Below are 26,792 nucleotides of genomic sequence, written 5' to 3'. Positions count from 1 at the left end.
CTCAGTGCATCAGACCGTTACCGCAGACCACTGACAGGAGCGCACCATGATGGCATTCATTGGCACCGTGTTCGTTGGCCTTATCGTGGGCCTGATCGCCAGGGCGGTAAAGCCCGGCGACGACAAGCTGGGCTGGATCATGACCATCATCCTGGGCATCCTGGGCTCGGTGGTCGCCGGCTATGTCGGCCGCGCGCTGGGCTGGTACCAGCCGGGCGAGCCCGCGGGCTGGGTTGCCTCGGTGATCGGCGCGATCGTGCTGCTGGTGATCTACGGCATGGTGCGCCGCAAGGCCTGACTGGCGCGGCGCACGGCGGCGGCGTCGTGCGCGTCGGCCAGCTTCGGCGTGTCCGGCGCGGGCGCGGATCCGTCAGCGCTGGCCGGCGCAGGCGAGGGCCCGGCCGCAGCCTGGGCCGCAGGCAACGGCGCAGCGGGCGCGCCCTCGGTCAGCGTCGGCGTGCGCGGGGCACGCAGGCCCGGCGAGTTATCGCGGCAACGCAGCAGGGCGCGGTCGCCGCCTGGGGCCATCGACGAAATCTGCGGCGCGATAGCGCGCAGCACCCTGACTGCCAGTGCGCTGGTATAGCTGTAGCGCGCCGCATAGGGTTCCCTCGCGTTGACCACCACGGTGCCGAAAAAGCGGTCGCCCAGCGTAAACACGAAGGTGGCCGAGCGGTTCACCGAGCGCGATGCAATCAGCCGCCCGCCGCGGCCATAGACCTGGAAGCGCTGGTCGCCGGTGCCGGTCTTGCCCGCCACGGCCAGCGTGGCGCCATCGCGGCCCGGCACGGTAAAGGCGCCCCGGATCGACTTGGCGGTGCCGCGCTCCACCACATCGAGCATCGAGCGCCGCACCACCACGGTCAGCTCTTCCGGCAGCAAACGCTTGCCCGGACCAGGCTGAAGCACGTAGCGCGTCGCGTAGGGAGTCCCTTCGGCGAAGGCGAAGCTGTGCACCGCGGCGTTCTGCGTGGCCATGCCGCCCGAAAGCAGGATGCCCACCAGCTCCGCCAGCGCGGCCGGGCGGTCGCCGGCGGCGCCGATGGCACTGGCGTACGACGGCGTGAGCGAGTCGAACGGATAGCCCAGCCGCTGCCAGCGCCGGGCAATGTGCGTAAAGGCGTCCTGCTCCAGCAGCGTGCGGATGCGGTTATCCTGGCCGGCCTTGCTGCGCGTCTTGAACAGCCACTTGTACACCTCCTGGCGCTCGGCGGCGCTGGCGCGCAGGACTTCCGACAGCGTGGCGTCGGGGTGCTGGTCCAGGTACTCCACCATCCACAGCTCCAGCGGATGGACCCGGGACAGGTAGCCGCGGTCGTTCAGGTTGAACTTGTCCTTGCCGTACTTGCGGTAGAGCGCCGGCAGGTCTTCCTTGGCCAGCTGCTTGTCGCCCAGGCGCGCGCGCATGATGCGGACATAGCTTTCCTCGTCGAGATGCGGCCGTGCGCTCAGCAGCGTCACCGACATGCGCACGGCGTTCAGATGGGGCAGCGTCATGCGCACCCGGCCCAGCAGCGTGTCCAGCCGTTGCTCCGAATTCTTGCCACGGTAGTGCTTGTAGAAGCCGGCCATGTAGGCGCTGCCTTCCTGGTCGGCGAAGCGCTCCAGGTACTCGCGCCGGCCCGGCGCGTTGCGGTCCTCGAACAGGTCGCCCATGTCCGGCTTGGCATGGAACATCTCGTAGCGCACGATGTCGCGCATCATGCGGATGAACACCAGGTTGACCGAGTGCTGGAAGCCCACGCGCACGGTCATGATGCGCTCGCCTTCCCAGCGCTCGAAGTTGGTAAAGCTCTGCAGGCCGCCGCCGGTGTAGAAACCTTCACCCGCGCTGCCTGAGTACTTGCGTTCCATGGCGGCCTCGAGCATCGCCATCAGCTCGCGCTCGGCGGGCTTGCGCGCCTTGGCCAGGTAGTCGACCGCCCAGCGGCTGAGCGCGTCCTGCCGCGCCAGCCGCACGCCGGCCAGCTCGGCACTGGTCATGCCGGCATAGCGCGCATGCAGTTCGCTGATGATCTCCAGATAGGTCACCAGCGTGCGCAGCTTGGCGGTGGAGCCCAGGTTCAGGCGCGCGCCGCTGTTGATATCGAAGGGCTGGTCGATGTTGTCGGCCTGCACGCGCACCACGCTGGCGTTGCCGACCCGCTCGTAAAGCGTGAAGCTGGCCATCAGCTTCGACGGGTCGTCGTTGTCGCGCAGCAGGTTGTGGCCATACAGGCCCATGGCGCGCGCATCGGCCTTGTTGTTTACGCGCTGCAGCGTGTCGACGACGATGCGCTGGGCCTCGCGGTTGATGGTGCTGTCCACGGTCAGGTCGAGCCGGTCCATGTCGTAGCGGCTCTCGACCCCGGTCAGCCGGCCGATGTCGGCGCGCACGCGGTTGACGGCCTTGCGCGTGACAAAGGGCTCCTGCGGCGGGCGCTGCGGCGCCGACGCCTTGTCCAGCGGCTGCGCCAGCGCCGCGTCGCGCAGCTCGGCGGTGATGATGTTGTTGGCCGCCATCAGGCGCAGGTAGCTGCCGGTCAGCGCGTCCAGGTTGGTGTCGTCGCGGCGCAGGTGGTACGACGGGCGGCGCTGCGAGATGACAAGCGACAGCGCCCGCTTGAACGCCTGCGCCTGGCGCGGGTCCGGCGCGCGCTGGTCCATCTCCTTGAGCAGGCGGTTGACCTCGCCGAAATCCTCGCCGTACCAGACCCATAGCGCATCGCCGATGCCATTGATCTCGCCGAAGCCCTCGCGCGCCGACAGCGGCACGGTGTTCAGGTAGTCGACCACGATGCGTTCGCGCGCGCGCTGGGTATCCGGGCCGTCCAGGTAGGCGCGCAGCGATGCCGACGCCATCTGCCGGAATTTCTCCGGGATGGAAGCGGTACGGCCTTCGGGCGAGTGCCGGTATTTCTCGATCTGCGTCGCCAGCGTGCTGCCGCCAGGCGCGTCGTGCGACTTGTCGGCCAGGCGGATCACCTGGTCCAGCACCGCGCGCGACAGCCGGCGCCAGTCCAGTGCCGGGTTCATGTTGGGGTATTCCGGATTGAGCAGGCCCTGGTTCTCGACGTACAGCAAGGCGCTCACCAGCACCGGCGGCACCGCGTCGAAATCGGCGTACTGGCGCTGCGGGTAGCGCTCGAACGCCAGCGTCAGCCCGTTGCAGTCGCGCAGCAGCAGGCCCGCCTGGTTCTTTTCGCGATAGGGCGTGAACAGGCCTTCGTCGATCAGCCGCACCATGTCGGGCGACATGCGCGCCTGTTCGGCGGGCACGTAGCCGCGCTGCTCCAGCCGCTGCGCGAACAGCGGCAGCCTGCCATAGCCCATGCGGGCGTCATAGGGTCCGGAATGCGGGAAGCGGATGCTGTCGCTGGCACCCGGCTGGATTTCGAACGTCAGCCGCTGGCCCAGGCTGCCGATCAGCCGCGCCTGCCAGTGCGAGTTGCGCACCTCGCTTGCGACAACGCTATACACGACATAGGCGCCGCCCGTGAGGGCGACCGCCAAGCCAGCGAAAATCCAGGCACGACGCGACACGTTTGGGCTTCCTTGGTGGGCCGGCGCAGCGCGCAGAATGGTTCATGCGCCGGCTCGAAGCGCGATGTTTTCGCAGGGCGCGCCGCACGCGCGCCTGCCTGTATTGATATTAGTAGGAGTCGCGCCCGGGTGCATCATGCAAGCGCGCGGGCAGCGTGCCGTTGCAAACGGACGTCACTCCAGGCAGCGCGAGCGCCACTTGCAGTGCGTCCGAAAGGCGAGGCCGAATTATCGGCCAGCCTCCGCGCGCCTCACGGGCCGCCCGATCAGCGGATATCCCGGATCGTTGTAGCCTGGCGTAGAGGCATGGCCCGGCGACACCAGTGCATCGATCATCGCCTCTTCCTCGGGCGCGATCGCGACACCGAGCGCGCCGAAGTAATCCTCGAACTGGGCCAGCGTGCGCGGGCCGGCGATCACCGACGAGACGATCGGGTTGGCCAGCACCCAGGCCGTGGCGAACTGGCCGGGAGTCAGCCCGCGCGCTTCGGCATGGGTCTTGAGCTGCTGCGCGATGACCAGCGATTCCTCGCGGAACTCGGTCTCCATCATGCGGCGGTCGGCGCGGCCCGCGCGCGTGCCCTCGGCCGGGGCCTGGCCGGGCGCGTACTTCCCGGTCAGCACGCCGCGCGCGACCGGGCTATAGGGCACCACACCCAGGCCGTAGTGCTCGCACGCGGGCAGGATCTCTACCTCTGGCAGCCGGTTCAGCAGGTTGTAGTACGGCTGGCACGCCGCCGGACGCGGCACGCCCAGCTCGCCGCACAGCCGCGCGATCTCGGCGATGCGCCAGCCGCGGAAGTTCGACACCGCCCAGTAGCGGATCTTGCCGCTGCGCACCAGGTCGCCCATGGCCCGCACCGGCTCTTCCAGGTTGGCGCCGGGATAGTCGCGATGCAGGTAGAGGATGTCGATGTAGTCGGTCGCCAGCCGGTGCAGGCTGTCCTCGACCGCGCGCGTGATCCACGTGCGCGAGTAGTGGCCGTGGTTGGGCGCCGCCTGCATGGCGTTGCCGAGCTTGGTGGCCAGCACCCAGTCGTGGCGGTTGGCGGTCAGCAGGCGCCCGACCATCTGCTCGGACGCGCCCTTGCTGTACACGTCGGCGGTATCGATGAAGTTCACGCCGTGGTCGCGCGCGCTGGCGACGATGCGGCCGGCCTCGGCCTCGTCGGTCTGGTCGGCGAACATCATGGTGCCCAGGCACAGCGCCGAAACGCGCAGGTTGCTGGCGCCGAGGCGGCGGTACGGCATGGAGAGGTCTGGCATGGCGGCTCCTTGGAGATGGGACAGCCCACATTGTGCCGCCACCCGGCCAGGCTTGCCGGCGCGGCCTCAGGCGCGGCGGCGCTTGCGGTATTCCTCGCGCCCCACGTACGCGGCGGCGGCGGCCACCATCAGCGCCAGCCCGTACCAGGTCAGCGCGTAGCCGAGGTGGTTGTTGGTAAAGGCCGTCACCGTCAGCCCGCCCGCCGGCCAGGCCTGGGGGTCCGCCCCGGCCGGCGGCGGCACCGCTGCGGCGTCGATGAAATACGGCGCGACCTGCCCCAGGCCGCGGTGCGCGGCGATCGCCGCCACGTCGCGCGAGAACCACTGGTCGCGCGCCGCGTCATTGTGGCGCAGCAGGCCGGTGCCCGGCTCGCTCATGCGCAGCAGGCCAATCACTTCGCTGGGGCCGCTGCCAGCGGGGGCCACGCGCGCGCGGAAAGGCTCGGCGACGAAACCGCGGTTGACCAGCACGGTGCTGCCGTCGGCCAGCCGCAGCGGCGTCATCACCCAGTAGCCGCCGCCCTGCTCGGTCACGGCCTGCACCAGGGTCTGGCGGTCGTCGAGGAAGGTGCCGCTGGCGCGGATCCGCCGGTACTCGGCATTGGCCCTGGTCAGCCCCGCCCATTGCGCGGGCGCGGGCGCCGCCACCGGCGCCGCATGGACGCGCTCGGCCACCTGGGCGATCAGGCCGAGCTTCCAGGCGCGGCGCTCGACCTGCCAGTTGCCCAGCGCCACCAGGCCGGCGATGGCCGCCGCGGCAAACAGCGCCAATGCGGTCAGCCAGACGGTCGACAGCGGGCGCGGGGATTCGGGGACGCCTTTGGCGGCGTTGGCGGTGCGCGGGTTTTCGACCGGCGCGCGGTCGTCGGTGGGACCGGTCAAGGCAGGGTCTTGGTGGTATGCATGCCCGGCATCATATTGGAATTCAGGTGGAACATCACCCACAGCGTGCCGGTCAGCGTGATCACCACCAGCACCAGCGTGAAGATCAGCGCCAGCATGTTCCAGCCGCCCTCGGACCTGGCGTTCAGGTGCAGGAAGTAGACCATGTGCACCACGATCTGCACCGCGCCCAGCGCCAGCAGCACCATCGCGGTGGTGCCGGACTGCTCGAACACCTTGCCCATCACCAGCCAGAACGGGATCGCGGTCAGGATCACCGACAGCACGAAGCCGGTCACGTAGCCGCCGAGCGAGATATGGATCTCGCTTTCACCATGGCCATGGCCGTGGCCATGTCCGTCTCCATGACCGTGGGCCAGCGTGTCGTCGTGCGCGCTCATGGCAGCACTCCCATCAGGTAGACAAAGGTAAAGACGCCGATCCAGACCACGTCCAGAAAGTGCCAGAACATCGACAGGCACATCAGGCGGCGCTTGTTCTCCGGGATCAGCCCGTGGCGGCGCAGCTGCACCACCAGCGTGACCAGCCACACGATGCCGAAGGTCACATGCAGGCCGTGGGTGCTCACCAGCGCGAAGAACGAGGTCAGAAAGCCGCTGCGCTGCGGCCCCGCGCCCTCGCCCACCAGGTGCACGAACTCATAGATCTCGACGGCGAGAAAAGCCGCGCCCAGCAGGCCGGTCACGGCAAGCCAGCCCTGCGTCGGCCCCAGCCGGCCGCGCTGCGTCTCCAGCATGGCAAAGCCATAGGTGATCGACGACAGCAGCAGGAACGAGGTGTTCAGCGCCACCAGCGGCAGGTCGAACAGTTCGGCGCCGGACGGCCCGCCCGCGTAGTTGCGGCCCAGCACGCCGTACGCGGCGAACAGGCACGCAAAGATCAGGCAGTCGCTCATCAGGTAGAGCCAGAAGCCGAGCAGCGTGCCGTTGGGCACGTGGTATTCCTCGGTCATGTAAAAACGCAGCTCGGCCGGCTGCGCGGGCGCGCGCTGCGACGGCGCCTCGTGCGGGGGCGCGCCCTCGGCGGCAAAGGGAGCGAAGGTATCAGCCATGGCTGGCCAGCAGCGCGCTGCGCTCTGCCTCCGTGCGGTGGACCGTGTCGGCCGGGATGTAGAAATCCCGCTGGTAGTTGAAGGTATGGCCGATCGCCGTGATCAGGGTGGCGGCGAAGGCCAGCGCCGCCAGCCACCAGATATGCCAGATCAGCGCGAAGCCGCACAGCGTGCTAAGCCCGGCCAGGAGGATGCCGGCGCCCGTATTCTTTGGCATATGGATCGGGATGAAGCCGTGCGCGGGGCGCTGGTAGCCGTGCACCTTCATCTGCCACCAGGCGTCGTTGTCGTGCACCAGCGGCGTGAAGGCAAAGTTGTACGGCGGCGGCGGCGACGAGGTCGACCACTCCAGCGTGCGGCCGTCCCACGGGTCGCCGGTGACATCGCGCAGCGACTCGCGGCGCAGGAAGCTCACCACCAGCTGCACCAGGAAGCAGCCGATCCCCAGCGCGATCAGCAGCGCGCCCACGCCGGCCAGCTGGAACCAGATCTGCAGCGAGTGGTCCTCGAAATGGCTGACGCGCCGGGTCACCCCCATCAGGCCGAGCACGTAGAGCGGCATGAACGCCACGTAGAAGCCAACCAGCCAGAACCAGAACGAGCACTTGCCCCAGAACGGATCCAGCTGGTAGCCGAAGGCCTTGGGGAACCAGTAGGTGATGCCGGCCATCAGCCCGAACAGCACGCCGCCGATGATCACGTTATGGAAATGCGCGACCAGGAACAGGCTGTTGTGCAGCGAGAAATCCGCCGGCGGCACCGCCAGCAGCACGCCGGTCATGCCGCCGATCACGAACGTCACCATGAAGCCCACGGTCCACAGCATCGGCACCTCGAAACGGATGCGGCCGTGGTACATGGTGAAGAGCCAGTTGAACAGCTTGGCACCCGTGGGGATCGAGATGATCATGGTGGTGATGCCGAAGAACGAATTCACGCTGGCGCCCGAGCCCATCGTGAAGAAGTGATGCAGCCACACCAGGTACGACAGCACCGTGATCACCACCGTGGCATACACCATCGAGGCATAGCCGAACAGGCGCTTGCGGCAGAAGGTGGCGACCACCTCCGAGAACACGCCGAACACCGGCAGGACCAGGATGTAGACCTCGGGGTGGCCCCAGATCCAGATCAGGTTCACGTACATCATGGCGCTGCCGCCAAGGTCGCTGGTGAAAAAGTTCATGCCCAGGTAGCGATCTACCGCCAGCATCGCCAGCGCCGCGGTCAGCACCGGGAACGCGGCGATGATCAGCACGTTGGTGCACAGCGCGGTCCAGGTGAAGATCGGCATGCGCATCAGCGTCATGCCGGGCGCGCGCATCTTGACGATGGTCACCAGCAGGTTGATGCCGGACAACAGCGTGCCCACCCCCGCCACCTGCAACGACCACAGGTAGTAATCCACGCCCACGTCCGGGCTCTGCAGGATGCCGGACAAGGGCGGATAGGCCAGCCAGCCGGTGCGCGCGAATTCGCCGACAAACAGCGACATCATCACCAGCACGGCGCCGCCCACCGTCATCCAGAAGCTGAAGTTGTTCAGGAACGGAAACGCCACGTCGCGCGCGCCGATCTGCAGCGGCACGACAAAGTTCATCAGGCCGGTGACCAGCGGCATGGCGACGAAGAAGATCATGATCACGCCGTGCGCGGTGAAGATCTGGTCATAGTGGTGCGGCGGCAGGTAGCCCAGGTTGTCGCCAAAGGCAATGGCCTGCTGGATGCGCATCATGATGGCATCGGCAAAGCCGCGCAGCAGCATCACGATGCCGAGGATCATGTACATGATGCCGATGCGCTTGTGGTCGATGCTGGTGAACCACTCGCGCCACAGGTAGCCCCACTTGCCGTAATACGTGACGCCGCCGGCCAGCGCCAGCCCGCCGAGCACCACCACCGCGAAGGTGGCGATCAGGATGGGCTCATGCAGCGGGATTGCCTCCCAGCTCAGGCGGCCGAAGAGTTGCGTGGCGAGTTCGGATCGCTCCGGCATGTGGGTCTCCAGGACAACAACGGCGTACTAGGTCACGGTCTTTCGCACAGTCTTGCGCACGGCCCTGTGCAGCGCCTGCCACCGACGCAGGCGCGCTAGCGCAGCAGCTCGCCGGCACCGGCCGCGCCGGTCCCGAACAGCGGTTCGCCCAGCGTGTTGCTGGCCGTGCAGACGGCCGCGCCCAGGCCCGCGGCGCGCTGCGCATCGCGCGCCATCAGGTCCTTCTGGCAGACCTGCCCGGCCTGCACGCAACGGTTCACGATGGCATCGAACAGGTTCGCGTCGACGCTGCCGTAGCGCCGCACCGGCTCACGTTCGCTGGGCTGCGCCAGCTGCGTGTAGGCGGCCCGGCTCAGCGGCGACCCAGCGGCCCGCACCGTCTGCACCCAGCGGCCGAACTCGTCATCGCTCAGGCCATGGAAGCGGAAGCGCATGTGCGAAAAGCCCGCGCCGCTGTAGTTGGCGGAAAAGCCCTCGTAGACGCCCGCCCGGTTGATCACCGCATGCAGGCGGGTTTCCATGCCGGGCATGGCGTAGACCTGGCCGGCCAGCGCGGGGATGAAGAAGGAATTCATCACGGTGGAGGCCGTGATCTTGAAGCGGATCGGCCGGTCGACCGGGGCGGCCAGCTCGTTGACGGTGGCGATGCCTTGCTCCGGGTAGACGAACAACCACTTCCAGTCCAGCGCCACCACCTCCACCGTCAGCGGCTGCGTGCCCGGCGGCAGCGGGCGGCTTTCATCGAGCCGCGTCAGCGGCTGGTAAGGGTCGAGCTTGTGGGTGCTGACCCAGGTGATGGCCCCCAGCGCGATGATGATCAGCAGCGGCGCCGACCAGATCAGCAGCTCCAGCACCGTGGAGTGGTCCCAGTCGGGGTTGTAGTGCGCATCGGCGTTGGCGGCGCGGTAGCGCCACGCGAACACCAGCGTCAGCACGATCACCGGCACGATGATCAGCAGCATCAGGCCGGTGGAGATGATGATCAGGTCACGTTGCCGGAGCGCAAGATCGCCGGCAGGCGACAGCAGCACGGCGTTGCAGCCGGCCAGCGACAGCACGACTGGCAGCAGCAACCAGCGGATCGGGCGGTGCATTGACATTGTCTGACCGGAAGATCGCATAGCTTTCGGGTCGCGCCATTTGTACGCCGCGGCGCAAGTGACTTAGACTGGTCTGAGCAACTATGGCAGTGTAGGCGCTCAAGTGCCATTCTTCATGGTGCAATTTGCAGCGCCCTCGCTCACAGACAGGGAGGTATGCCGATGACCACCGCGACCCACCAGCACCGGGCGTCTCCTACAGCACCTCCCGCGCCCGGCGCCGCGCATGTCGCGCCCGCGGAAATCGCCACCGGCGTGGTGATCGGCCGCGCCTCGGAATATTTCGATTTCTTCGTCTACGGCATTGCCTCGGTGCTGGTGTTCCCCGCGGTGTATTTTCCGTTCGCCGACCGGCTCGACGCGCTGCTCTATGCCTTCGCCATCTTCGCGCTGGCCTTTATCGGCCGGCCCTTCGGCACCGCGCTGTTCATGCGCATCCAGCGCCGCTGGGGCCGGGGCGTCAAGCTGACCGCGTCGCTGTTCCTGCTCGGCACGGCCACCGTCGGCATCGCCTTCCTGCCCGGCTACGCCGCGCTCGGCCCGGCCGCCATCGTGCTGCTGGCGATCTTCCGCACGCTGCAGGGGGTGGCCTTCGGCGGCTCGTGGGACGGGCTGCCCTCGCTGCTGGCGCTGAACGCGCCCGCGCAGCGGCGCGGCTGGTACGCGATGCTGGGGCAACTGGGCGCGCCCACCGGCTTTATCGTGGCCGGTTCGCTGTTCCTGTTCCTCAACCTCAGCCTCGAGCCGCATGAGTTCCTGGCGTGGGGCTGGCGCTATCCGTTCTATGTCGCCTTCGCGATCAACGTGGTGGCGCTGTTCGCGCGCCTGCGCCTGGTGGTGACGCACGAATACACGCAACTGCTCGACGAGGACGAACTCGAGCCCATCAGCACCGCCGAGATCGTCATGAAGCAGGGCTACAACCTGCTGCTGGGCGCGTTCGCCGCGCTGGCCAGCTTTGCGCTGTTCCACCTGGTGACGGTGTTTCCGCTGTCGTGGGTCGCGCTCAACGGCTCGCAGCCGGTCACCGACGTACTGGCGGTGCAGATCGCCGGCGCCTTTATCGGCATCCTCGGCACCATCGCCTCGGGCGTGATCGCGGACCGGATCGGGCGGCGCACCACGCTCGCGCTGATGGCCATCCTGATCGGCATCTTCAGCCTGTTCGCGCCCTGGCTGATGGGCGGCGGCCCGCTGGCGCAGGACCTGTTCATCCTGCTCGGCTTCGGCCTGCTGGGCTTGTCCTACGGCCAGGCCGCCGGTGCCGTGACCTCCAACTTCGAGCGGCGCTTCCGCTACACCGGCGCGGCGCTGACCACCGACATGGCGTGGCTGTTCGGCGCCGGCTTCGCGCCGCTGGTGGCGCTGGGGCTGTCGGCGGAATTCGGCCTGATCGCGGTGAGCGGCTATCTGCTTTCCGGCGCCGCCTGCACGCTGCTGGCGCTGCGGATCAACCGGGCGTTGGGGACGCATGTCTGACCGGCGCCGCGCGCCCGCGCAGCTATCGGCGTAAGTCGCGAACAGTGCCCGTGGCCGGTTTTGCCGGTGCCCGGCAGCGTTCTGAGTACAATTGACGCCCGCCAAAATCCCGTCGTTCCGGATGTGATTCCGGAACCGAAGCTTATGAAAACGGAAACCACGGACGTCGTCATCATCGGCGCTGGGCCTGCGGGCTCGGTCGCCGCCGGCCTGCTGCGCAAGCATGGGATACCGGTGCTGGTGATCGAGAAAGAAACCTTCCCGCGCTTCTCCATCGGCGAAAGCCTGCTGCCGCAAAGCATGGCCTATCTCGAGGAAGCGGGCATGCTGCGCGCGGTAGTGGAGGCCGGCTTCCAGTACAAGAACGGCGCCGCGTTCGCGCGCGGCACGCAGCGCACCGCCTTCGACTTCCGCCAGAAGTACTCGCCCGGCTGGGGCACCACCTACCAGGTGCAGCGCGCGCAGTTCGACCACGTGCTGATCCGCGAGGCCGAGCGCCAGGGCGCCGAGGTGCGTTTCTCGCATGTGGTGGAGAACGTCGATGTCAGCGGCGCGCAGCCGGAAGTCACCGTGCGCGCGCCCGACGGCAGCCAGTACACGGTACGCGCGAAGTTCCTGCTCGATGCCTCGGGCTTCGGCCGCATCCTGCCGCGCCTGCTGCAGCTGGAAACGCCGTCGGGCTTTCCAGTGCGCAGCGCGATCTTCACGCATGTGGAAGACCGCATCCCGACCGGAACCTTCGACCGCAACAAGATCCTGATCAGCGTGCATCCGCAGCACCAGGACGTCTGGTACTGGACCATCCCGTTCTCCGACGGACGCTGCTCGCAGGGCGTGGTGGCCGAGAAGGCGTTCCTGGACCGCTACACCGGCACCGAGACCGAGCGGCTGCAGGCGCTGGTTGCGGAAGAGCCGGGCCTGGCCACGTTGCTGGCCGACGCGAAGTGGGACACCCCGGCGCGCCAGATCGCCGGCTATTCGGCCAACGTGAAATCGCTGTGGGGCAACGGCTATGCGCTGCTCGGCAATGCCGGCGAGTTCCTCGACCCGGTGTTCTCGTCCGGCGTGACCATCGCGTTCAAGTCGGCCAGCCTTGCAGCGCAGTGCCTGGTGCGCCAGCTGCGCGGCGAGCCGGTGGACTGGGAACACGAGTTCGCGCGGCCGCTCAAGGCCGGCGTCGACTGCTTCCGCGTCTTTGTCGAAGCCTGGTACGAAGGGCGCTTCCAGAAGCTGATCTTCCATCCCAACGCCACCTCGGAAATCCGCGACATGATCGCGGCGATCCTGGCCGGCTATGCGTGGGACCGCGACAATCCCTTCGTCACCGAGCCGCGCCGCCGGCTGGCGGTGCTGGAAGAGTTCTGCAAGGTCTGATGCGCCTCACCGTATGCCAGCCTGCCTTCGCGCAGGCGGTTCTGCAAGGACAACAACCATGAGCCATCCGACCGTGCTGGTCACGGGTTCGTCGCGCGGCATCGGCCGCGCCATTGCCCTGCGGCTGGCCCGCGACGGCTATGACGTGGTGGTGCACTGCCGCACGCGCCGCGACGAGGCCGACTCGGTCGCCGACGCCGTGCGCGCGTGCGGGCGCAAGTCCCGCGTGCTGTGCTTCGATGTGTCCCGCCGCGAAGACGCCGCCGGCGCGCTGCTGACCGATATCGCCGCGCATGGCTGCTACTACGGCGTGGTCTGCAACGCCGGCCTGGCGCGCGATGCCGCCTTCCCGGCCATGACCGGCGCCGAGTGGGACGAGGTGGTGCACACCAACCTCGATGCCTTCTACAACGTGCTCAACCCGGTGGTGATGCCGATGGTGCAGCGCCGCCAGCCGGGCCGCATCGTCACGCTGTCGTCGGTGTCGGGGCTGGTGGGCAACCGCGGCCAGGCCAACTACAGCGCGGCCAAGGCCGGCATCATCGGCGCCACCAAGGCGCTGGCGATCGAGCTGGCCAAGCGCGCCATCACCGTCAACTGTGTCGCGCCGGGCCTGATCGACACCGACATGGTCGAGCCGCACGTGCGCGACGAAGCGCTGCGTCTGATTCCGGCACGGCGCATGGGCACGCCCGACGAAGTCGCCGCCACCGTGGCCTTCCTGCTGTCGCCGGACGCGGGCTATATCACGCGCCAGGTGATCTCGGTCAACGGCGGGATGTTCGGGTGACGCGCCGGCCGACGCACCGACTGACGCACCATCAGGCCACCGTGAATCCCGGCAGCGCCGCGATTTCGCTGGGCAGGAACTCCAGCAGCACCCGCACCGGCGCTGGCTGGTAGCGCCGCGTCGGGCAGACCAGGAACGCTTCCTGCGCCGGGCCCTGCCAGCGCGGCAGCACCCGACGCAGCGCGCCGCTGTCGAGCAGGTCCTGCACCAGCCAAGCCGGCGTCATGCCGAAGCCGGCACCGGCCAGGAAGCTCTCGCGCATCGCCAGCGAGTTGTTGACGCGGTAGCGGCACGGCGCATTCACCAGCGCCTGCCCGCCCGGCCCGTCGAGCACGATGTCGTCGCCGCTGGCGAGCCAGCTAAAGCGCAGGATCTGATGGCGCGCCAGGTCCGCCGGCTGCCGGAACCTCGGATGCCGCGCCAGGTAGTCCGGCGCGGCCACCAGCAGGCGCGGCGACACCGCGATACGGCGTGCCACCACATGCGGCGGCAGCGTGGCGCCCAGGCGCACCGCCACGTCGACCCCCGCTTCGACCAGATCGACGAAGCGGTCGTCGAACAGCAATTCCACCTCGACTTGCGGATAGCGCTGCTGGAACGCCAGCACCAGCGCGTTGAGCCGCAGCACGCCGAAGCTGGCGGGCGCGCTCACGCGCACGCGGCCCGCCGGCTGGCCGGTCTTGCCACGCGCATCGCTGACGGCCTCGCCGTATTCGTCCAGCACGCGCCGCGCGCGCTCGTAGAAGCGCCGCCCGGCCTCGGTCGGCAACAGGCTGGTGGTGCTGCGCGCCAGCAGCCGCACGCCCAGCTCGCGCTCCAGCGCAGCCACGATCTTGCTGACGGTCGGCTGCGTCGACCGCTGCTCGCGCGCCACCGCCGACAGGCTACCCAGCTCCACCGCGCGCACGAAAACCTGCATTGCCCGAATGGTGTCCATGCCGCTCCCTGTTTTCGATCATTCCTGATTGGAATGAGCAATATGCCATTTTGCCTGCTACCTGGCATGGGCGGAATAGCCTAACTTTGGCCCATGCCGGCAACGATGCCGGTCCATCTGACAGGACCTGTCCATGTTTTCCGATCTTAGTTTCATGCGCCGCGCCGCGGCAGTGACCCTTGCCGCCGCCCTCGCCAGCGGTGCAGCGCTCGCCAGCCCGTTGCAAGACCGTGCCTGGCTGACAAGCTGGATGGCCAGCCAGCAGCCGGTGTGGCAACCCGACGCCCTGCCGCTGCCTGCCGGTGTGCCCTCGGTACTGACGGACCAGACGGTGCGCCAGGTGGTGCGGCTGAGCGTGGGCGGACAACGGCTGCGCGTGGTGCTGTCGAACCCCTATGGCCGGCAACCGCTTGTGATCGGCGCAGCGCAGTTGGCCCCCCACGCCGGCGGCGGCCGCATCGACCTCGCTGGCAGCCGCGCCGTGACCTTCGGCGGCAGCGCGACGGTGACCATCCCGGCAGGCCAGTCGGTGGCAAGCGATGCCATCGCGCTCGATACGCCGGCCCTGGGAGAACTCGCGCTCAGCCTCTACCTGCCGCAGCGCACCGCGATCGAATCGTTCCATTGGGATGGCCGCCAGACCGCATGGCTGGCTGCGGGCAACGCGACCGCGCAGGCCATGCTGGCTGCGCCGCAGGCGTTCAGCGCGCGGGTCCTGCTGAGTGAGGTGCAGGTCGAAGCCCCGACGGATGCCGGCGCCGTAGTCGCGATCGGCGATTCGATCACCGAAGGCAACGGCTCCACGCCCGACGCCAACCGGCGCTGGCCGGACGTGCTGGCGCAGCGGCTGGCTGCCGACGGCGTGGCCGTGCTCAACGCCGGCATCTCCGGCGGCCGGTTGCTGCGCGACGGCATGGGCGTGTCCGCGCTGGCGCGGCTGGACCGCGATGTGCTGAGCCAGCCGCATATCCGCACCGTGATCGCCGCCATCGGCATCAACGATATCGCCTGGCCGGGCTCGACCTTCGCGCCGCACGACGCCGTGCCGCAGGCCGGCGAACTGATCGAGGGCTACCGGCGCCTGATCGCCCGCGCGCATGCGCGCGGCGTGCGCGTGATCGGCGCCACCATCACGCCGTTTGCCGGCGCGTTACGCGATACGCCGATCCGCGGCTATGACAGCGCGGGCAAGGAAGCCGTGCGGCTGGCGGTCAACCACTGGATCCGCCATGGCGGCGCGTTCGACGCGGTGGTGGATTTCGACGCGGCCGTGCGCGACCCTGCGCACACGCAGGCGCTGCTGCCGGCCTTCGACAGCGGCGACCACCTGCATCCCGGCGACGCCGGCTATCGCGCCATGGCGGCGCAGTTCGACCTGAGCCTGCCCGCGCTTGCCGGTCAGTCGCGCTCCGGCGCGCCCGGCGGGAACAGCGGGCGATAAGGCCGCGCCTCGTCCACCGCGCGCGCGAACGACGGCTGCGCCAGCAGCCGCTGGCGATAGGCACGCACGTTGCCGCATGACTGCGGAATCGGCTGCACCCAGTCCGCATAGAACAGCGATGGCGCAGCGGCGCAGTCCGCCAGCGTGAAGGCATCGCCCGCGGCCCATTGCCGCGCCGCCAGTTCGGTCTCCAGCCACGCATAGGCCGAGTCCAGCAGCTTGCGATACTCGGCCACGCCATAGGGATCGCGGTTCGCTGCGGGACGCAAGTAATCGGCCACGATACGCTGCATCGGCGTCATCACGTACTGGTCGAAGAAGCGATCGAGCAGGCGCACCTTCAGCGCGGCATCGGGCGACTCAGGCAGCCAGCGCACCGGGCCGCGGTGATGCTGGTCCAGGTATTCGATGATGATGCTGGACTCGAACACCGCGCGGCCGTCATCGACCAGCATCGGCATGCGCCGCAGCGGCCAGTGCCTGCCGAAGTCGTCCATGTGCTGCGCGTGGTCGGGCGACAGCATGCGGAATTCGAAAGGAATCGCGTTCTCGTACAACGCGACGAGAACCTTCTGGCAATAGGACGAAAACGGGTGCGCGTACAGCTCCATCGTGATCTCCGGTGGTGAACATCTCGGATAAGGCTGGGGCCCCGGCGAGCGGGGCTAGCGCTGCGCGGCGAAGCGATCGGTTGCGGCAAGCAGCTGGTCCATGATGCCCGGCTCGGTCCACGCATGGCCGGCGCCTTCGATCAGGTGGAACTGCGCCTGCGGCCATGCCTGGTGCAGCGCGTAGGCATAGCGCGCCGGGCACGGCATGTCATAGCGCCCGTGCACGATCACGCCGGGGATATCGGCCAGCTTGTGCGCGTCGCGCAGCAGCTGCCCCTCCTCCAGCCAGCAGCGGTGCGTGAAGTAGTGGTTCTCCAGCCGGGCGAAGGCCAGCGCAAAGTGCCCGTCGTCATGTTTGGCGCTGTTCCCTGCATCTGGCAGCAGCGTGATGGTCTCGCCTTCCCACACGCTCCAGGCGCGTGCCGCCTCTACCTGCTTGTCGCGGTCGAGGCCGGTCAGCAGCTTGCGGTAGGCCGCCATCATGTTGCCGCGCTCGGCCTCGGGCACCGGCGCCTGGAAGCGCGCCCACTTGTCGGGGAACATCTCGGACACGCCGTACTGGTAGTACCAGTCGAGCTCCGCCTGCGACACCGTGTAGATGCCGCGCAGCACCAACTCGCTCACGCGCCGCGGGTGCTTCTGCGCATAGGTCAGCGCCAGCGTCGAGCCCCACGAGCCGCCGAACACCAGCCAGCGCTCCACGCCCGCCAGCACGCGCAGCCGCTCGATATCGTCGACCAGGTGCCAGGTCGTGTTTGCCTCCAGCCCCGCATGCGGCGTAGAGCGCCCGCAGCCACGCTGGTCGAACAGCAGCACGTCGTAGCGCGCCGGATCGAACAGCCGCCGGTGGTCCGGCGCAATGCCGCCGCCGGGCCCGCCATGCAGGAACACCGCGGGCTTGGCGCCCGGCGTGCCCACGCGTTCGTAGTAGACGACATGCCCGTCGCCGACATCCAGCGTGCCGGTTTCATAGGGCTCGATTTCGGGGTAGAGGGTGCGCAAGGCGGGCATGGGCGGGTCTCCGAGAATGGGGTCACAGTGTACGCTTCGGAGATTGCCTTGCAGGGCCGTGCCGGCGCGCTACGATCCGCGTTGGCTTCCGATCAGCGGCAGTCCATCTCGTGCTGGGCCGCCAGAGCAAGAAACGCGGACCGCGTCATATGCCTGCTCTTTGCCGCGTCGTCGATGGCGTGCACCAGCCGCTCCGGCAGGCTGATGTTTACGCGCACTGCCTTGGTATTGACGCGGGACAGATCGATATCGATCAGCATCCAGACACCGCCTTGATAGTCGGGATCGTTTAACCATCGCTCTACGGCTGACGGCGCGGGAATGGCTTCGCCATCGGCGAAGTGCGCCTCAACGGCTTCCTGTGCATTGGCAGGAATGTCGGCCCACTCATCGGCTGCAGAAAAACAGCCGGGGAAGTCCGGAAACGAGACGCCGTGCGCGTGGGTTGCGTCGCCCGGCTCGATGTGAACGGGATATAGCATGGGGCGAATCGATAAGAATTTGTTAGCGGATGCGGGCCTGTTTTAGGATGCTGCGCACTGTGCCCAGGGGCAGGTCTTTTTTCGGATGCGGCACCGTGACTTTGCCGGGCTTGGATGGATGCTTGAACTGGTGGTGGGACCCCACGATATTCGTCAAGTACCAGCCGTCGGATGCCAGTTTCCTGATCAGATCCGCGCTCTTCATTGCGCAAATCTACACAATATCTCGTCTTGCGTCCAGCAGGCAAACTTGCATCTATACCAGTCCCGACTATTGGGCCGCGCTAACCCGCAAACACCCCCATCACCCAATCCCGCAGCAACCGCGTGGCCGCACGCTGCGCCGCCCGCTCGCTATAGACCAGGTCATAGCGAAAGCTCTCCAGCGCCAGTTCAAAAGGCCGCACCAGCGCGCCGGACGCCAGTTCCTCAGCCACCAGCGTCAGGCTGAGCAGGCCCACGCCCTGTCCGGCGATGGTGGCCTGCACGGCGTGGATCTCGTCGGTAAAGCGCAGGCCGGCCTGCGGATCGGCCACGTCGACGCCGGCCTGCGCCAGCCACCGGTGCCACACCGGCGCGCGCGCGTCATCGCGCGCGGTGGCGCCCCATTCGAAGTGGATCAGCGTGGCGTGCTCCAGGTCCTGCATGGATGCCAGTTTCAAGGCGGGGCTGCAAACCGGCGCAAAGCGGTCGCGGAACAGCGGCTCGACCACCAGGCCGGGATAGCTGCCGCTGCCGTAGCGGATCGCCGCGTCCGCATCGTGGTCCAGGTCGACGATCTGGTCCGAGGCATCGAGCCGCAAGGTCCAGTCGGGATGCGCGGCACGGAACTGCCCGGCAAGCGGCGCGAGCCGCCTGGCCATGAACGCCACCGTCGACGTCAGCGTCGCCACATGCGGGCGGCCGCTGCGCTGCACCGCCTGCACGGCGCGCTCCATGCCATCGAGGCCGTCCCGCACCGCGGGGAACAGCTGATGCCCGGCCGCCGTCAGCCGCACCTTGCGGGTCTGGCGCTCGAACAGACGCACGCCCAGGCTGTCTTCCAGCGCGCGGATCTGGTGGCTGATGGCCGTCGGCGTGACGTGCAGTTCGTCGGCGGCGTGCTTGAAGCTGGCGCGGCGGGCGGCGGCTTCGAAGGCGCGCAGGGCGCTGAGGGGAGGCAGTTTGCGCAAGGCGTCTCCATGAATGAATCCATCTCATGCATCGACTGAAAAGCGACCATTTGTCGCGGTCGATACCGGCTCCGATACTTGGCATACCGGCTGAGCTGGAAGACTATCAGCCGAAAACAAGGTGAATTTTACTAAATCATTACCGGAGTCCGCGATGCACCTGCAACAAGTCCACACCCAACCCGATCCCTATGCCCCCTACCTGCTGTCGCAAGCCATCCGGGCTGGCAACCTGCTGTTCGTATCCGGCCAGGCCGGGGTTGGCGACGACGGCGCCATCGTCGGCCGCGGCGACTTCGACGCGCAGGCGGAGCAGGCGTTCAGCAACCTCAGGCGTGCCCTGCAGGCGGGCGGCTCGGGGCTGGACCGCGTGGCCAAGGTCACGATCTTCCTGACGTCGATGGAATACTTCCCCAAGATCGTCGCGCTGCGCCGCAAGTGGTTTTCCGCCCCCTATCCGGCCGATACCATCGTCGAGGTCTCGGCCCTGTATTCGCCGGACGCGATGATCGAGATCGAAGCCATCGCGCTGACTGCGGAGGGTGCGCAATGACCACGCCCGCCGCCCCGTCGCTGTTCGATACGCCGGCGCTGAACGGCGTGCCGCTGCGCAACCGCCTGGTGGTGGCGCCGATGACGCGCATCAGCGCCACCGATAGCGGCGTCCCCACCGGGGCCATGCGCCGCTACTACGCGGGCTTTGCCCGCGGCGGCTTTGGCCTGATCGTCACCGAGGGCATCTATACCGACCGCGCCTATGCGCAGGGCTATGCCGGCCAGCCGGGGCTGACCGACGCGCTGCAGGCGCAGGGCTGGCACGGGATCGTGGACGCAGTCCACCAGGCCGGCGGGCGCATGGTCGCGCAGCTGATGCATGCGGGGGCGCTATCGCAGGCCAACCGCTTCCGCGACGATACAGTGGGGCCTTCGGCCGTGCAGCCCCGGGGCCGGCAGATGACTTTGTATGGCGGCACCGGCGCATACCGGATGCCGCGCGCGATGCACGAGGCAGAGATCCTGCAGGCCATCGACGGCTTTGCGCAAGCGGCGCGGCGGGCGCGCGAGGCCGGCTTCAACGGCGTGGAGATCCACGGCGCCAACGGCTACCTGCTCGACCAGTTCCTCAACGGCCATACCAACCAGCGCCAGGACGCCTGGGGCGGCGGCATCGCGCAGCGCATGCGCCTGCTGCTGGAAACGATCGGCGCGGTGCGCGCGGCGGTGGGGAGCGATGCCATCGTCGGCGTGCGCATCTCGCAGGCCAAGGTCAATGACTTCACCTACCAGTGGCCCGAAGGCCCGGATGGCGCTGCCGCGGTATTCGCAGCCATCGCGGCAAGCGGCGTCGACTACCTCCATGTCACCGAGCACGAAGCCTGGCAGCCAGCCTTTGGCGACGGCGACGCATCGCTGGTGCAGCACGCCCGGCGCGCGGCGCCGGGGCTGGCCATCGTCGCCAACGGCAGCCTCGCGGATCCGGTGCGCGCGGCCGGCATGCTGGCGCAGGGTGCGACGCTGGTCGCGCTCGGACGCGGGGCGTTGGCGAATCCGGACTGGCCGGCGCGGGTGCGCGCGGGAGAACCGGTGCGGCCGTTCGATGCCGCGGTGCTGGCACCGCTGGCCGGCATCAAGGACGCGGAACTGGCGCTGCGCGAAGCGCCGGCAGCGTTGGCGGGCTGACGCCTGACCGCCCTACCGCCCTGCGTGGTCCCGGCGCCAGTTGGCCGGCGCGGTGCCGAACTGCGCCGAGAACCAGCGCGTGAAGGCGCTGGCCGAGCCGTAGCCGAGCAGCTGCGACACGCGCAGCAGTGAGTAGCGCGGGTTCTCGACATAGCGCCGCGCCAGCTCGCGGCGCACGTCGTTGAGGATGCCCGTGAAGGTCTCGCCCGCGTCGTCGAGCTGGCGCTGCATGGTGCGCAGGCTCAGGCCCAGGCCCTCGGCCACGGCCTCGCACGTGGCGCGGCCCATCGGCAGCATCAGGTAGATGGCGGCGCGCACTTCGTGGCCGATGGATTGCGGGTTGGCGCGCGGCAGGGTATCGATGAACTGCTGCGCATAACGCGCCATGACGGGATCCGCGCCCGGGTTGGGCGCGTCGAGGTCGGCGGCGCGGCAGACGATGCCATTGCAGTCCGCATTGAACTCCAGCGGGCAGCCGAACAGCCGGCGATGGACGCGCAGGTCGGCCGGCGCCGCATGCGTGAAGCTCACCCCGATCGGCTGCCAGCGCGGCCCCAGCAGCAGCGCGCACATGCGGAACACGACACCGATGGCCAGCTCGGTGGCCTGCCGCGAGGGCGCGTCGCTCAGCACCTCCTGGCGGATCAGCACCGCGCTGCCGGCATCTTCGAGCAGCAGCGCCACCGAATCATTGACCAGGTGGCGATAGCGGATGGTGGTGGCCAGCGCGGCGCGCAGCGTGGGCTGCTGGCTGATCAGCAAGCTCATCACGCCAAAGTCCGACAGCTGGCGCGACTCCGCCATGCGCAGCCCGAACGTCTCGCAGTCCGAGGCGTGCGCGGCGGCTTCCAGCAGCGCCACGCAGGCGCCCAGCGGCACCCGCTGGTCGGGATCGCCCAGCCAGGCGCGGCGCAACCGCGCCTGGCGCAGCAGCGGCAGCGGGTCCAGGCCGAGGTCGCGCGATACCTCCAGGAAGTTGGTCAGTGCGGCGGCACGTATGAGCGTTTCCAAACCGGTCTTGCCTTGCGATGCGTTGGTCATGTCCTGCGCCGGGGGCGGGGAACCGACGGCCCGCCGCAGCAGGATCATAGGCCTCCTGGCATGAAATGCAAAGTCGCCGGTAGCCAATGCAAAGCCGCTCCGCGCCGCGCTCCCTACAGTAGCAGGCATGTGCAGCGCCCTCTGCACCAACGCACATTCCAAGGAGATCAGAATCATGGCAAATGTCGTCCGCATGTATGAGACCGGCGGCCCCGAAGTCTTGCGCTACGAACCGATGGAAGTCGGCGAGCCCGGGCCGGGGCAGGTCCGCATCCGCCACGTCGCGGTGGGCCTGAACTACGCCGATACCTATTTCCGCAACGGCACCTATCCCGTGCCGCTGCCCAGCGGCATGGGCGTGGAAGCCGCCGGCGTGGTGGTGTCCGTCGGCCCGGGCGTGACCAACGTGGTGCCGGGCGACCGCGTCACCTACACCGGCTTCGTCAACACGCTGGGCGCGTACAGCACCGAGCGCCTGGTACCCGCCGCGCCGCTGATCCGCCTGCCCGACAGCATCGCCTTCGAAACCGCGGCGGCGATGACCATGCGCGGGCTGACCTCGGCCTACCTGATGCGCCGCATCCATCCGTTCCAGGCGGGCGACACCATCCTGCTGCACGCGGCGGCGGGCGGAGTCGGGCTGATCGTGTCGCAGTGGGCCAGGCTGCTGGGCCTGACCGTGATCGGCACGGTGTCGACCGAGGCCAAGGCCGAGGTGGCGCGCGCGCATGGCTGCGACCACATCATCTACTACACCCGCGAGGATGTGGCCAAACGCGTGCGCGAGCTGACCGATGGCGTGGGCGTGGCGGTGGTGTTCGACAGCGTCGGCAAGACCACCTTCATGGGCTCGCTGGATTCGCTGCGCCGCCGCGGCACCATGGTGTGCGTGGGCACCGCCTCGGGCCCGGTGCCGCCGTTCGACCCGGCGCTGCTGGCGATGAAGGGCTCGCTGTTCCTGACCCGGCCCGCGCTGGCCGACTACATCGCCGATCCGGCGGAAAAGCAGGCACTGGCCGACGAAGTCTTCGGCCACGTCGCCGCGGGCCGCATCCACATCGGCATCAACCAGCGCTATGCGCTGGAAGACGCGGTCCAGGCGCACCAGGACCTGGAAGCGCGCCGCACCACCGGATCATCGATCTTCGTCATCTGAACTCAACAAAGAGGAGACAACCCATGCATGCGGAACCACTCACCTGCACCATCGGCGCCGAACTGAGCGGCGTCAGCCTGGCCGATGCCTCGCGCGACGCCGGGCTGTTCGCCGAAATCAAGGCACTGCTGCTGCAATACAAGGTCTTGTTCCTGCGCGACCAGGACATCACCCGCGCCGAACACGTTGCCTTTGCCCGCCGCTTCGGCGAACTGGAAGACCATCCCGTAGTGGGCAGCGACCCGGAACACCCGGGGCTGGTGCAGATCTACAAGTCGCCCGACAGCAAGGTCGAGCACTACGAGAATTCATTCCATTGCGACGCCACCTGGCGCCAGGCGCCGCCGATGGGCTGCGTGCTGCGCTGCGTGGAAACGCCGGCGGTCGGCGGCGACACCATCTGGGTCAACATGGGCGAAGCCTACCGGCGCCTGCCGCAGGACATCAAGGCGCGCATCGAAGGGCTGCGCGCCAAGCACAGCATCGAACACACCTTCGGCGCCAACATGGCGCCGGAGAAGCGCGCGGCGCTGGCGGCGCAATTCCCGATGGTCGAGCACCCGGTGGTGCGCACCCATCCGGAAACAGGCGAGAAGATCCTGTTCGTCAACGCCTTCACCTCGCACTTCGCCAACTACCACCGCGGCGACGTGATCCGCTTCGGCAAGGACTTCATGCCCGGCGCGGGAGACCTGCTGCACTACCTGTGCGCGCAGGCCGAGATCCCGGAGTACCAGGTGCGCTGGCGCTGGAAGAAGCACAGCGTGGCGATCTGGGACAACCGCTGCACGCAGCACTACGCGGTGCAGGACTATGCGCCCACGGTACGCAAGATGGAGCGTGCCGGCATCATCGGCGACGTGCCGTTCTGACGGAGGAAGACACACATGCAATCACACCTTGTGCCTGCGGCCCCGCAGGCCTATGCCTATCCCCTGCTGGTCCGGCAGCTGCTGCTCAATTCGCTGTCGCTGTACGGCGACCAGCAGATCACGTACCGCGGACAACTGCGCCACAGCTATCGCGAGTTCCGCCAGCGCGTTGGCCGGCTGGCTTCCGCGCTGGCTGCGCAGGGCGTGGCGCACGGCACCACCGTGGCGGTGATGGACTGGGACAGCCATCGCTACCTGGAGTGCTATTTCGGCGTGCCGATGATGGGCGCGACGCTGTTCACGGTCAACGTGCGGCTGTCGGCGCAGCAGATCCTGTACACGCTGAACGATTCCGGCGCCGAGGTGGTGCTGCTGCATCCGGACTTCCTGCCCGTGATGGAAGAGATCCGCGACCAGCTGACCAGCGTGCGCAGCTTTGTCCTGCTGGCCGACGGCCAGCAGGTGCCGCCGACATCGCTGCCATTCTGCGGCGAGTACGAGACGCTGCTGCGCACGGCCTCACCCGACTTCGACTTCCCCGAGTTCGACGAGAACACCCGCGCCGCCACCTTCTACACCACTGGCACCACCGGCGACCCCAAGGGCGTGTGCTACAGCCATCGCGACATCGTGCTGCATGCGCTGGCCTCGGCCACCAGCCTGTGCGCGCCGCGCGAAGGGCAGCGCCTGCACCGGGAAGACGTCTACATGCCGATCACGCCGATGTTCCACGTGCTGGCCTGGGGCATCCCCTATGTCGCGGTCATGCTCGGGCTGCGCATCGTGCTGCCCGGGCGCTACGCGCCGGATGTCCTGCTGCAGTTGCGCGAGACCGAGCGGGTCACGTTCTCGCACTGCGTGCCGACCTTGCTGCAGATGCTGCTGCAGGCAGCGCAGGCAAGCGGCCAGGACTTGTCGGGCTGGAAGCTCATCATCGGCGGCTCGGCGCTGCCGCCGGCGTTGTGCGAGGCCGCGCTCGGGCGCGGCATGGATGTGTTTGCCGGCTATGGCATGTCGGAGACCGGCCCCATCGTCGCGCTGGCGCAGTTGCCCCCGGGGCACGCCAATGCCGATCGCGAGACCGAGGTGCGCATGCGCTGCTCGACGGGCCGTCCCGTGGCGATGGTGGACTTCCGCCTGGTGGACGAGTCCATGCACGACGTGCCACGCGACGGCACGGCGCGCGGCGAGATCGTGCTGCGCGCGCCGTTCCTGACCCGCGCCTACCACGGCAAACCCGAGGCATCGGCCGAGCTGTGGGCAGGCGGCTACCTGCACACGCAGGACATCGCGGTGATGGGCGCCGACGGCTTCGTGCAGATCGTTGACCGGATCAAGGACGTGATCAAGACCGGCGGCGAGTGGGTTTCGTCGATCGAGGTCGAGGGCCTGGTCACGCAGGTGCCGGGCGTGCAGGAGTGCGCGGTCATCGGCGTGCCGGACGCCCGCTGGGGCGAGCGGCCGGTGGCATACGTGGTGCGCAAGCCTGGCGCCACCGTCACCGCGGAAGCGATTCGCGCGTCGCTGCTGGCGCGTGTCGAGGCTAACCGGCTCAGCAAGTATGCGGTGCCGGAATCCGAGCGCATCCTGTTTGTCGACGGGATCCCGAAGACCAGCGTCGGCAAGATCGACAAGAAGCGCTTGCGCAGCACCGGCGCCTGAGCCGGCAGCAGGAAGAAGAAAGGGCAGCCTCGGATGAGGCTGCCCTTTTGCGTTGCCGGGAACTGACTCAGGGCTGGATATTGAACGCCTTGACGATGCCGGCATTGCGCTCGAACTCCGCGCGCACTGATTCGCTCAGTTGCGGCAGGGGCTGCGCCGGCAGCGGCTCATAGCCGAGCGCCTCCATCCGGTCACGCACCTTGGCAGAAGCCGCAGCCTTGTAGGCAGCCGCGTGGATCTTCTCGGCCAGTTCGGGCGACAGCTTCGACGACGCAATCACGCCCACCCAGTTGCTGAACTCCATGTCGGGGTAACCCATTTCCGCGAAGGTCGGGACCTGCGGCAGCAGCGCCGAGCGGCTCTTCGATGCCACGGCATAGACCTGCACCTTGCCGGCGCGGATCATCGGCAACGAGGTCACCATGCCGTCGTACATCACCGCGATCTGGTTGCCCATCACCTGCGTCAGCGCCGGCGCCGAGCCGGCAAAGGGCACATGCTGCAGGTCCAGCCCGGCCTTCTGGTTCATGATCATGCCGGCGTAGTGCGAAGCGGTGCCGGCACTGTACGAGGCAAAGCTGAGCTTGCCCGGATTGGCCCGGGCGTAGCTGACCAGGCCCTTCAGGTCCTTGGCCGGCAGGCCAGGCGCGCCAATCATCACCATGCGCGAGCGCGCCACCGCGGCGACGGGCCTGACGTCTTTCAGCGGGTCGAACGGCTGTTTGAGCACATGCGGGATCTCGGTCAGCACATTGCTGGCGGTGACCATGATGGTCTGGCCATCGGCGGGCGCCGCCAGCATGGTGGTGATGGCGATGCCACCGCCCGCCCCGGGCTTGTTGTCGACCACCACGGGGTGGCCAAGGTCCGCGGACAGCTGGTCCGCCAGCAGCCGCGCGAGCACGTCCATGGTGCCGCCGGCCGGAGCCGGCACCAGCATGCGGACCGGCTTGCTGGTCCAGGCCATGGCAGAGGGCGCAGCCAGCGCGAGGCTGGCCGCCGCGGCGGCGATGCGCAGCAGGAAGGCGGGTCGGGTGGTCATGATGTCTCCGTTATCTAGTATGGCTGCTGCTTGCCCGGCGTGCCGGCACCTCGGCCAGGATTTGAGCGCGTTCGGCCTGGCTCATGCGCAGCCAGCGGCCGATTTCCAGCCGGGTCCGGCCGCAGCCTTGGCAATAGCGGTTGGCCAGGTCCATCCGGCAGATGTTGATGCAGGGATTGGCGAGGGCGTCGGGGTGATGCATCG

General features: G+C 68.2%; 26 protein-coding genes. 10 read left to right on the top strand and 16 right to left on the bottom strand.

From position 1 onward, the window contains the following. Positions 1-46 precede the first annotated feature (46 nt). Positions 47-298, top strand: a complete 252-nt coding sequence (locus MKD50_RS25035) for a GlsB/YeaQ/YmgE family stress response membrane protein (RefSeq protein WP_062803895.1) — start codon at positions 47-49, stop codon at positions 296-298. Here the strand turns inward: MKD50_RS25035 and MKD50_RS25030 are convergent. From MKD50_RS25030 to cyoA, 7 genes are all read right to left on the bottom strand, one after another. After that, positions 271-3,522 (bottom strand): transglycosylase domain-containing protein, encoded by a 3,252-nt coding sequence (locus MKD50_RS25030; RefSeq protein ID WP_115699255.1) that lies wholly within the window; start codon positions 3,520-3,522, stop codon positions 271-273. The two genes, MKD50_RS25035 and MKD50_RS25030, sit on opposite strands and share 28 nt — an antisense overlap. A gap of 228 nt (positions 3,523-3,750) precedes the next feature. Then, entirely contained in the window at positions 3,751-4,788 is a 1,038-nt protein-coding gene (locus tag MKD50_RS25025) for an aldo/keto reductase (protein ID WP_252669144.1), read from the bottom strand. A gap of 66 nt (positions 4,789-4,854) precedes the next feature. Beyond that, positions 4,855-5,670 carry an SURF1 family protein gene (locus MKD50_RS25020; RefSeq protein ID WP_115699257.1) on the bottom strand — a complete coding sequence of 272 codons (816 nt, stop codon included), beginning with the start codon at positions 5,668-5,670 and terminating at the stop codon, positions 4,855-4,857. Continuing rightward, positions 5,667-6,071 (bottom strand): cytochrome o ubiquinol oxidase subunit IV, encoded by a 405-nt coding sequence (gene cyoD, locus MKD50_RS25015; protein ID WP_115699258.1) that lies wholly within the window; start codon positions 6,069-6,071, stop codon positions 5,667-5,669. The genes MKD50_RS25020 and cyoD overlap by 4 nt, the downstream gene beginning before the upstream one ends. After that, positions 6,068-6,742 carry a cytochrome o ubiquinol oxidase subunit III gene (gene cyoC, locus MKD50_RS25010; RefSeq protein WP_172582312.1) on the bottom strand — a complete coding sequence of 225 codons (675 nt, stop codon included), beginning with the start codon at positions 6,740-6,742 and terminating at the stop codon, positions 6,068-6,070. Before cyoC ends, cyoD begins: the two co-directional genes overlap by 4 nt. Further along, on the bottom strand, positions 6,735-8,738 hold the full coding sequence (cyoB, locus tag MKD50_RS25005; protein WP_252669142.1) for a cytochrome o ubiquinol oxidase subunit I: 2,004 nt from the start codon (positions 8,736-8,738) through the stop codon (positions 6,735-6,737). Before cyoB ends, cyoC begins: the two co-directional genes overlap by 8 nt. 95 nt (positions 8,739-8,833) lie before the next feature. Then, the gene (gene cyoA / locus MKD50_RS25000) at positions 8,834-9,838 is read right to left on the bottom strand and encodes a ubiquinol oxidase subunit II (protein ID WP_240071300.1); all 1,005 of its coding nucleotides are present in this window, start codon (positions 9,836-9,838) and stop codon (positions 8,834-8,836) included. Between the two features lie 162 nt (positions 9,839-10,000). Here cyoA and MKD50_RS24995 point away from each other — a divergent pair, with 162 nt between their 5' ends. From MKD50_RS24995 to fabG, 3 genes are all read left to right on the top strand, one after another. Then, entirely contained in the window at positions 10,001-11,317 is a 1,317-nt protein-coding gene (locus MKD50_RS24995) for an MFS transporter (RefSeq protein ID WP_115702367.1), read from the top strand. 144 nt (positions 11,318-11,461) lie between these two features. Further along, positions 11,462-12,691 carry an NAD(P)/FAD-dependent oxidoreductase gene (locus MKD50_RS24990; RefSeq protein WP_252669140.1) on the top strand — a complete coding sequence of 410 codons (1,230 nt, stop codon included), beginning with the start codon at positions 11,462-11,464 and terminating at the stop codon, positions 12,689-12,691. A gap of 58 nt (positions 12,692-12,749) precedes the next feature. Further along, positions 12,750-13,481, top strand: a complete 732-nt coding sequence (gene fabG / locus MKD50_RS24985; RefSeq protein WP_252669138.1) for a 3-oxoacyl-ACP reductase FabG — start codon at positions 12,750-12,752, stop codon at positions 13,479-13,481. A 31-nt stretch (positions 13,482-13,512) separates the two neighbouring features. Here fabG and MKD50_RS24980 read toward each other — a convergent pair whose 3' ends face one another. After that, positions 13,513-14,418: a LysR family transcriptional regulator gene (locus MKD50_RS24980; RefSeq protein WP_252669136.1), complete on the bottom strand. Its 906-nt coding sequence runs from the start codon at positions 14,416-14,418 to the stop codon at positions 13,513-13,515. Between the two features lie 133 nt (positions 14,419-14,551). Between MKD50_RS24980 and MKD50_RS24975 the strand changes: the two genes are divergently transcribed. After that, on the top strand, positions 14,552-15,859 hold the full coding sequence (locus MKD50_RS24975) for an SGNH/GDSL hydrolase family protein (RefSeq protein WP_252669134.1): 1,308 nt from the start codon (positions 14,552-14,554) through the stop codon (positions 15,857-15,859). Here MKD50_RS24975 and MKD50_RS24970 read toward each other — a convergent pair. From MKD50_RS24970 to MKD50_RS24950, 5 genes are all read right to left on the bottom strand, one after another. Beyond that, entirely contained in the window at positions 15,817-16,470 is a 654-nt protein-coding gene (locus MKD50_RS24970) for a glutathione S-transferase family protein (protein WP_115699265.1), read from the bottom strand. The genes MKD50_RS24975 and MKD50_RS24970 overlap by 43 nt on opposite strands. Positions 16,471-16,524: 54 nt before the next feature. After that, positions 16,525-17,481, bottom strand: coding sequence for a prolyl aminopeptidase (gene pip / locus MKD50_RS24965; RefSeq protein ID WP_252669133.1), 957 nt, complete (start codon positions 17,479-17,481; stop codon positions 16,525-16,527). 92 nt (positions 17,482-17,573) lie between these two features. Beyond that, entirely contained in the window at positions 17,574-17,963 is a 390-nt protein-coding gene (locus MKD50_RS24960; protein ID WP_252669131.1) for a type II toxin-antitoxin system HicB family antitoxin, read from the bottom strand. Positions 17,964-17,985: 22 nt separating this feature from the next. After that, entirely contained in the window at positions 17,986-18,168 is a 183-nt protein-coding gene (locus tag MKD50_RS24955) for a type II toxin-antitoxin system HicA family toxin (protein ID WP_240071309.1), read from the bottom strand. Positions 18,169-18,247: 79 nt separating this feature from the next. Beyond that, on the bottom strand, positions 18,248-19,135 hold the full coding sequence (locus tag MKD50_RS24950; protein WP_252669129.1) for a LysR substrate-binding domain-containing protein: 888 nt from the start codon (positions 19,133-19,135) through the stop codon (positions 18,248-18,250). Between the two features lie 154 nt (positions 19,136-19,289). Here MKD50_RS24950 and MKD50_RS24945 point away from each other — a divergent pair, with 154 nt between their 5' ends. Next, positions 19,290-19,688, top strand: coding sequence for a RidA family protein (locus MKD50_RS24945; RefSeq protein WP_115699269.1), 399 nt, complete (start codon positions 19,290-19,292; stop codon positions 19,686-19,688). Beyond that, entirely contained in the window at positions 19,685-20,815 is a 1,131-nt protein-coding gene (locus MKD50_RS24940; RefSeq protein WP_252669127.1) for an oxidoreductase, read from the top strand. The genes MKD50_RS24945 and MKD50_RS24940 overlap by 4 nt, the downstream gene beginning before the upstream one ends. A 12-nt stretch (positions 20,816-20,827) precedes the next feature. Here the strand turns inward: MKD50_RS24940 and MKD50_RS24935 are convergent, their stop codons facing one another. Then, complete coding sequence (locus MKD50_RS24935) at positions 20,828-21,826, bottom strand: AraC family transcriptional regulator (protein WP_115702371.1); 999 nt, start codon at positions 21,824-21,826, stop codon at positions 20,828-20,830. Between the two features lie 205 nt (positions 21,827-22,031). Between MKD50_RS24935 and MKD50_RS24930 the strand changes: the two genes are divergently transcribed. The 3 genes from MKD50_RS24930 to MKD50_RS24920 are packed head-to-tail and all read left to right on the top strand — an operon-like array spanning position 22,032 to position 25,546. Then, positions 22,032-23,012: a quinone oxidoreductase family protein gene (locus MKD50_RS24930; protein ID WP_115699271.1), complete on the top strand. Its 981-nt coding sequence runs from the start codon at positions 22,032-22,034 to the stop codon at positions 23,010-23,012. Positions 23,013-23,035: 23 nt separating this feature from the next. Continuing rightward, positions 23,036-23,884 carry a TauD/TfdA dioxygenase family protein gene (locus MKD50_RS24925; RefSeq protein ID WP_115699272.1) on the top strand — a complete coding sequence of 283 codons (849 nt, stop codon included), beginning with the start codon at positions 23,036-23,038 and terminating at the stop codon, positions 23,882-23,884. Positions 23,885-23,899: 15 nt separating this feature from the next. Beyond that, positions 23,900-25,546 carry a fatty acid--CoA ligase gene (locus tag MKD50_RS24920; protein ID WP_252669125.1) on the top strand — a complete coding sequence of 549 codons (1,647 nt, stop codon included), beginning with the start codon at positions 23,900-23,902 and terminating at the stop codon, positions 25,544-25,546. Positions 25,547-25,613: 67 nt separating this feature from the next. Here MKD50_RS24920 and MKD50_RS24915 read toward each other — a convergent pair whose 3' ends face one another. Continuing rightward, on the bottom strand, positions 25,614-26,588 hold the full coding sequence (locus tag MKD50_RS24915) for a Bug family tripartite tricarboxylate transporter substrate binding protein (RefSeq protein ID WP_115699274.1): 975 nt from the start codon (positions 26,586-26,588) through the stop codon (positions 25,614-25,616). 10 nt (positions 26,589-26,598) lie between these two features. Continuing rightward, complete coding sequence (locus tag MKD50_RS24910; RefSeq protein ID WP_252669123.1) at positions 26,599-26,790, bottom strand: DUF1289 domain-containing protein; 192 nt, start codon at positions 26,788-26,790, stop codon at positions 26,599-26,601. Between the last annotated feature and the right edge of the window lie 2 nt (positions 26,791-26,792).

This window comes from Cupriavidus mimosae (assembly GCF_023952485.1).
In the GTDB taxonomy this organism is placed as follows: domain Bacteria; phylum Pseudomonadota; class Gammaproteobacteria; order Burkholderiales; family Burkholderiaceae; genus Cupriavidus; species Cupriavidus taiwanensis_C.
The sequence above is the reverse complement of the archived record's forward strand: the minus strand, read 5'-3'. Positions and strand labels throughout refer to the sequence as shown.

Coding starts and splice junctions, on each gene's coding strand:
- MKD50_RS25025 (WP_252669144.1), bottom strand. CDS start 4,788: ATGCCAGACCTCTCCATGCCGTACCGCCGCCTCGGCGCCAGCAACCTG.
- MKD50_RS24925 (WP_115699272.1), top strand. CDS start 23,036: ATGCATGCGGAACCACTCACCTGCACCATCGGCGCCGAACTGAGCGGC.
- MKD50_RS24980 (WP_252669136.1), bottom strand. CDS start 14,418: ATGGACACCATTCGGGCAATGCAGGTTTTCGTGCGCGCGGTGGAGCTG.
- MKD50_RS24945 (WP_115699269.1), top strand. CDS start 19,290: ATGCACCTGCAACAAGTCCACACCCAACCCGATCCCTATGCCCCCTAC.
- MKD50_RS25035 (WP_062803895.1), top strand. CDS start 47: ATGATGGCATTCATTGGCACCGTGTTCGTTGGCCTTATCGTGGGCCTG.
- cyoA (WP_240071300.1), bottom strand. CDS start 9,838: ATGTCAATGCACCGCCCGATCCGCTGGTTGCTGCTGCCAGTCGTGCTG.
- MKD50_RS24960 (WP_252669131.1), bottom strand. CDS start 17,963: ATGCTATATCCCGTTCACATCGAGCCGGGCGACGCAACCCACGCGCAC.
- MKD50_RS24940 (WP_252669127.1), top strand. CDS start 19,685: ATGACCACGCCCGCCGCCCCGTCGCTGTTCGATACGCCGGCGCTGAAC.
- MKD50_RS24955 (WP_240071309.1), bottom strand. CDS start 18,168: ATGAAGAGCGCGGATCTGATCAGGAAACTGGCATCCGACGGCTGGTAC.
- cyoB (WP_252669142.1), bottom strand. CDS start 8,738: ATGCCGGAGCGATCCGAACTCGCCACGCAACTCTTCGGCCGCCTGAGC.
- cyoC (WP_172582312.1), bottom strand. CDS start 6,742: ATGGCTGATACCTTCGCTCCCTTTGCCGCCGAGGGCGCGCCCCCGCAC.
- MKD50_RS24915 (WP_115699274.1), bottom strand. CDS start 26,588: ATGACCACCCGACCCGCCTTCCTGCTGCGCATCGCCGCCGCGGCGGCC.
- MKD50_RS24930 (WP_115699271.1), top strand. CDS start 22,032: ATGGCAAATGTCGTCCGCATGTATGAGACCGGCGGCCCCGAAGTCTTG.
- MKD50_RS24975 (WP_252669134.1), top strand. CDS start 14,552: ATGTTTTCCGATCTTAGTTTCATGCGCCGCGCCGCGGCAGTGACCCTT.
- fabG (WP_252669138.1), top strand. CDS start 12,750: ATGAGCCATCCGACCGTGCTGGTCACGGGTTCGTCGCGCGGCATCGGC.
- cyoD (WP_115699258.1), bottom strand. CDS start 6,071: ATGAGCGCGCACGACGACACGCTGGCCCACGGTCATGGAGACGGACAT.
- MKD50_RS24920 (WP_252669125.1), top strand. CDS start 23,900: ATGCAATCACACCTTGTGCCTGCGGCCCCGCAGGCCTATGCCTATCCC.
- pip (WP_252669133.1), bottom strand. CDS start 17,481: ATGCCCGCCTTGCGCACCCTCTACCCCGAAATCGAGCCCTATGAAACC.
- MKD50_RS24990 (WP_252669140.1), top strand. CDS start 11,462: ATGAAAACGGAAACCACGGACGTCGTCATCATCGGCGCTGGGCCTGCG.
- MKD50_RS24970 (WP_115699265.1), bottom strand. CDS start 16,470: ATGGAGCTGTACGCGCACCCGTTTTCGTCCTATTGCCAGAAGGTTCTC.
- MKD50_RS24910 (WP_252669123.1), bottom strand. CDS start 26,790: ATGCATCACCCCGACGCCCTCGCCAATCCCTGCATCAACATCTGCCGG.
- MKD50_RS24995 (WP_115702367.1), top strand. CDS start 10,001: ATGACCACCGCGACCCACCAGCACCGGGCGTCTCCTACAGCACCTCCC.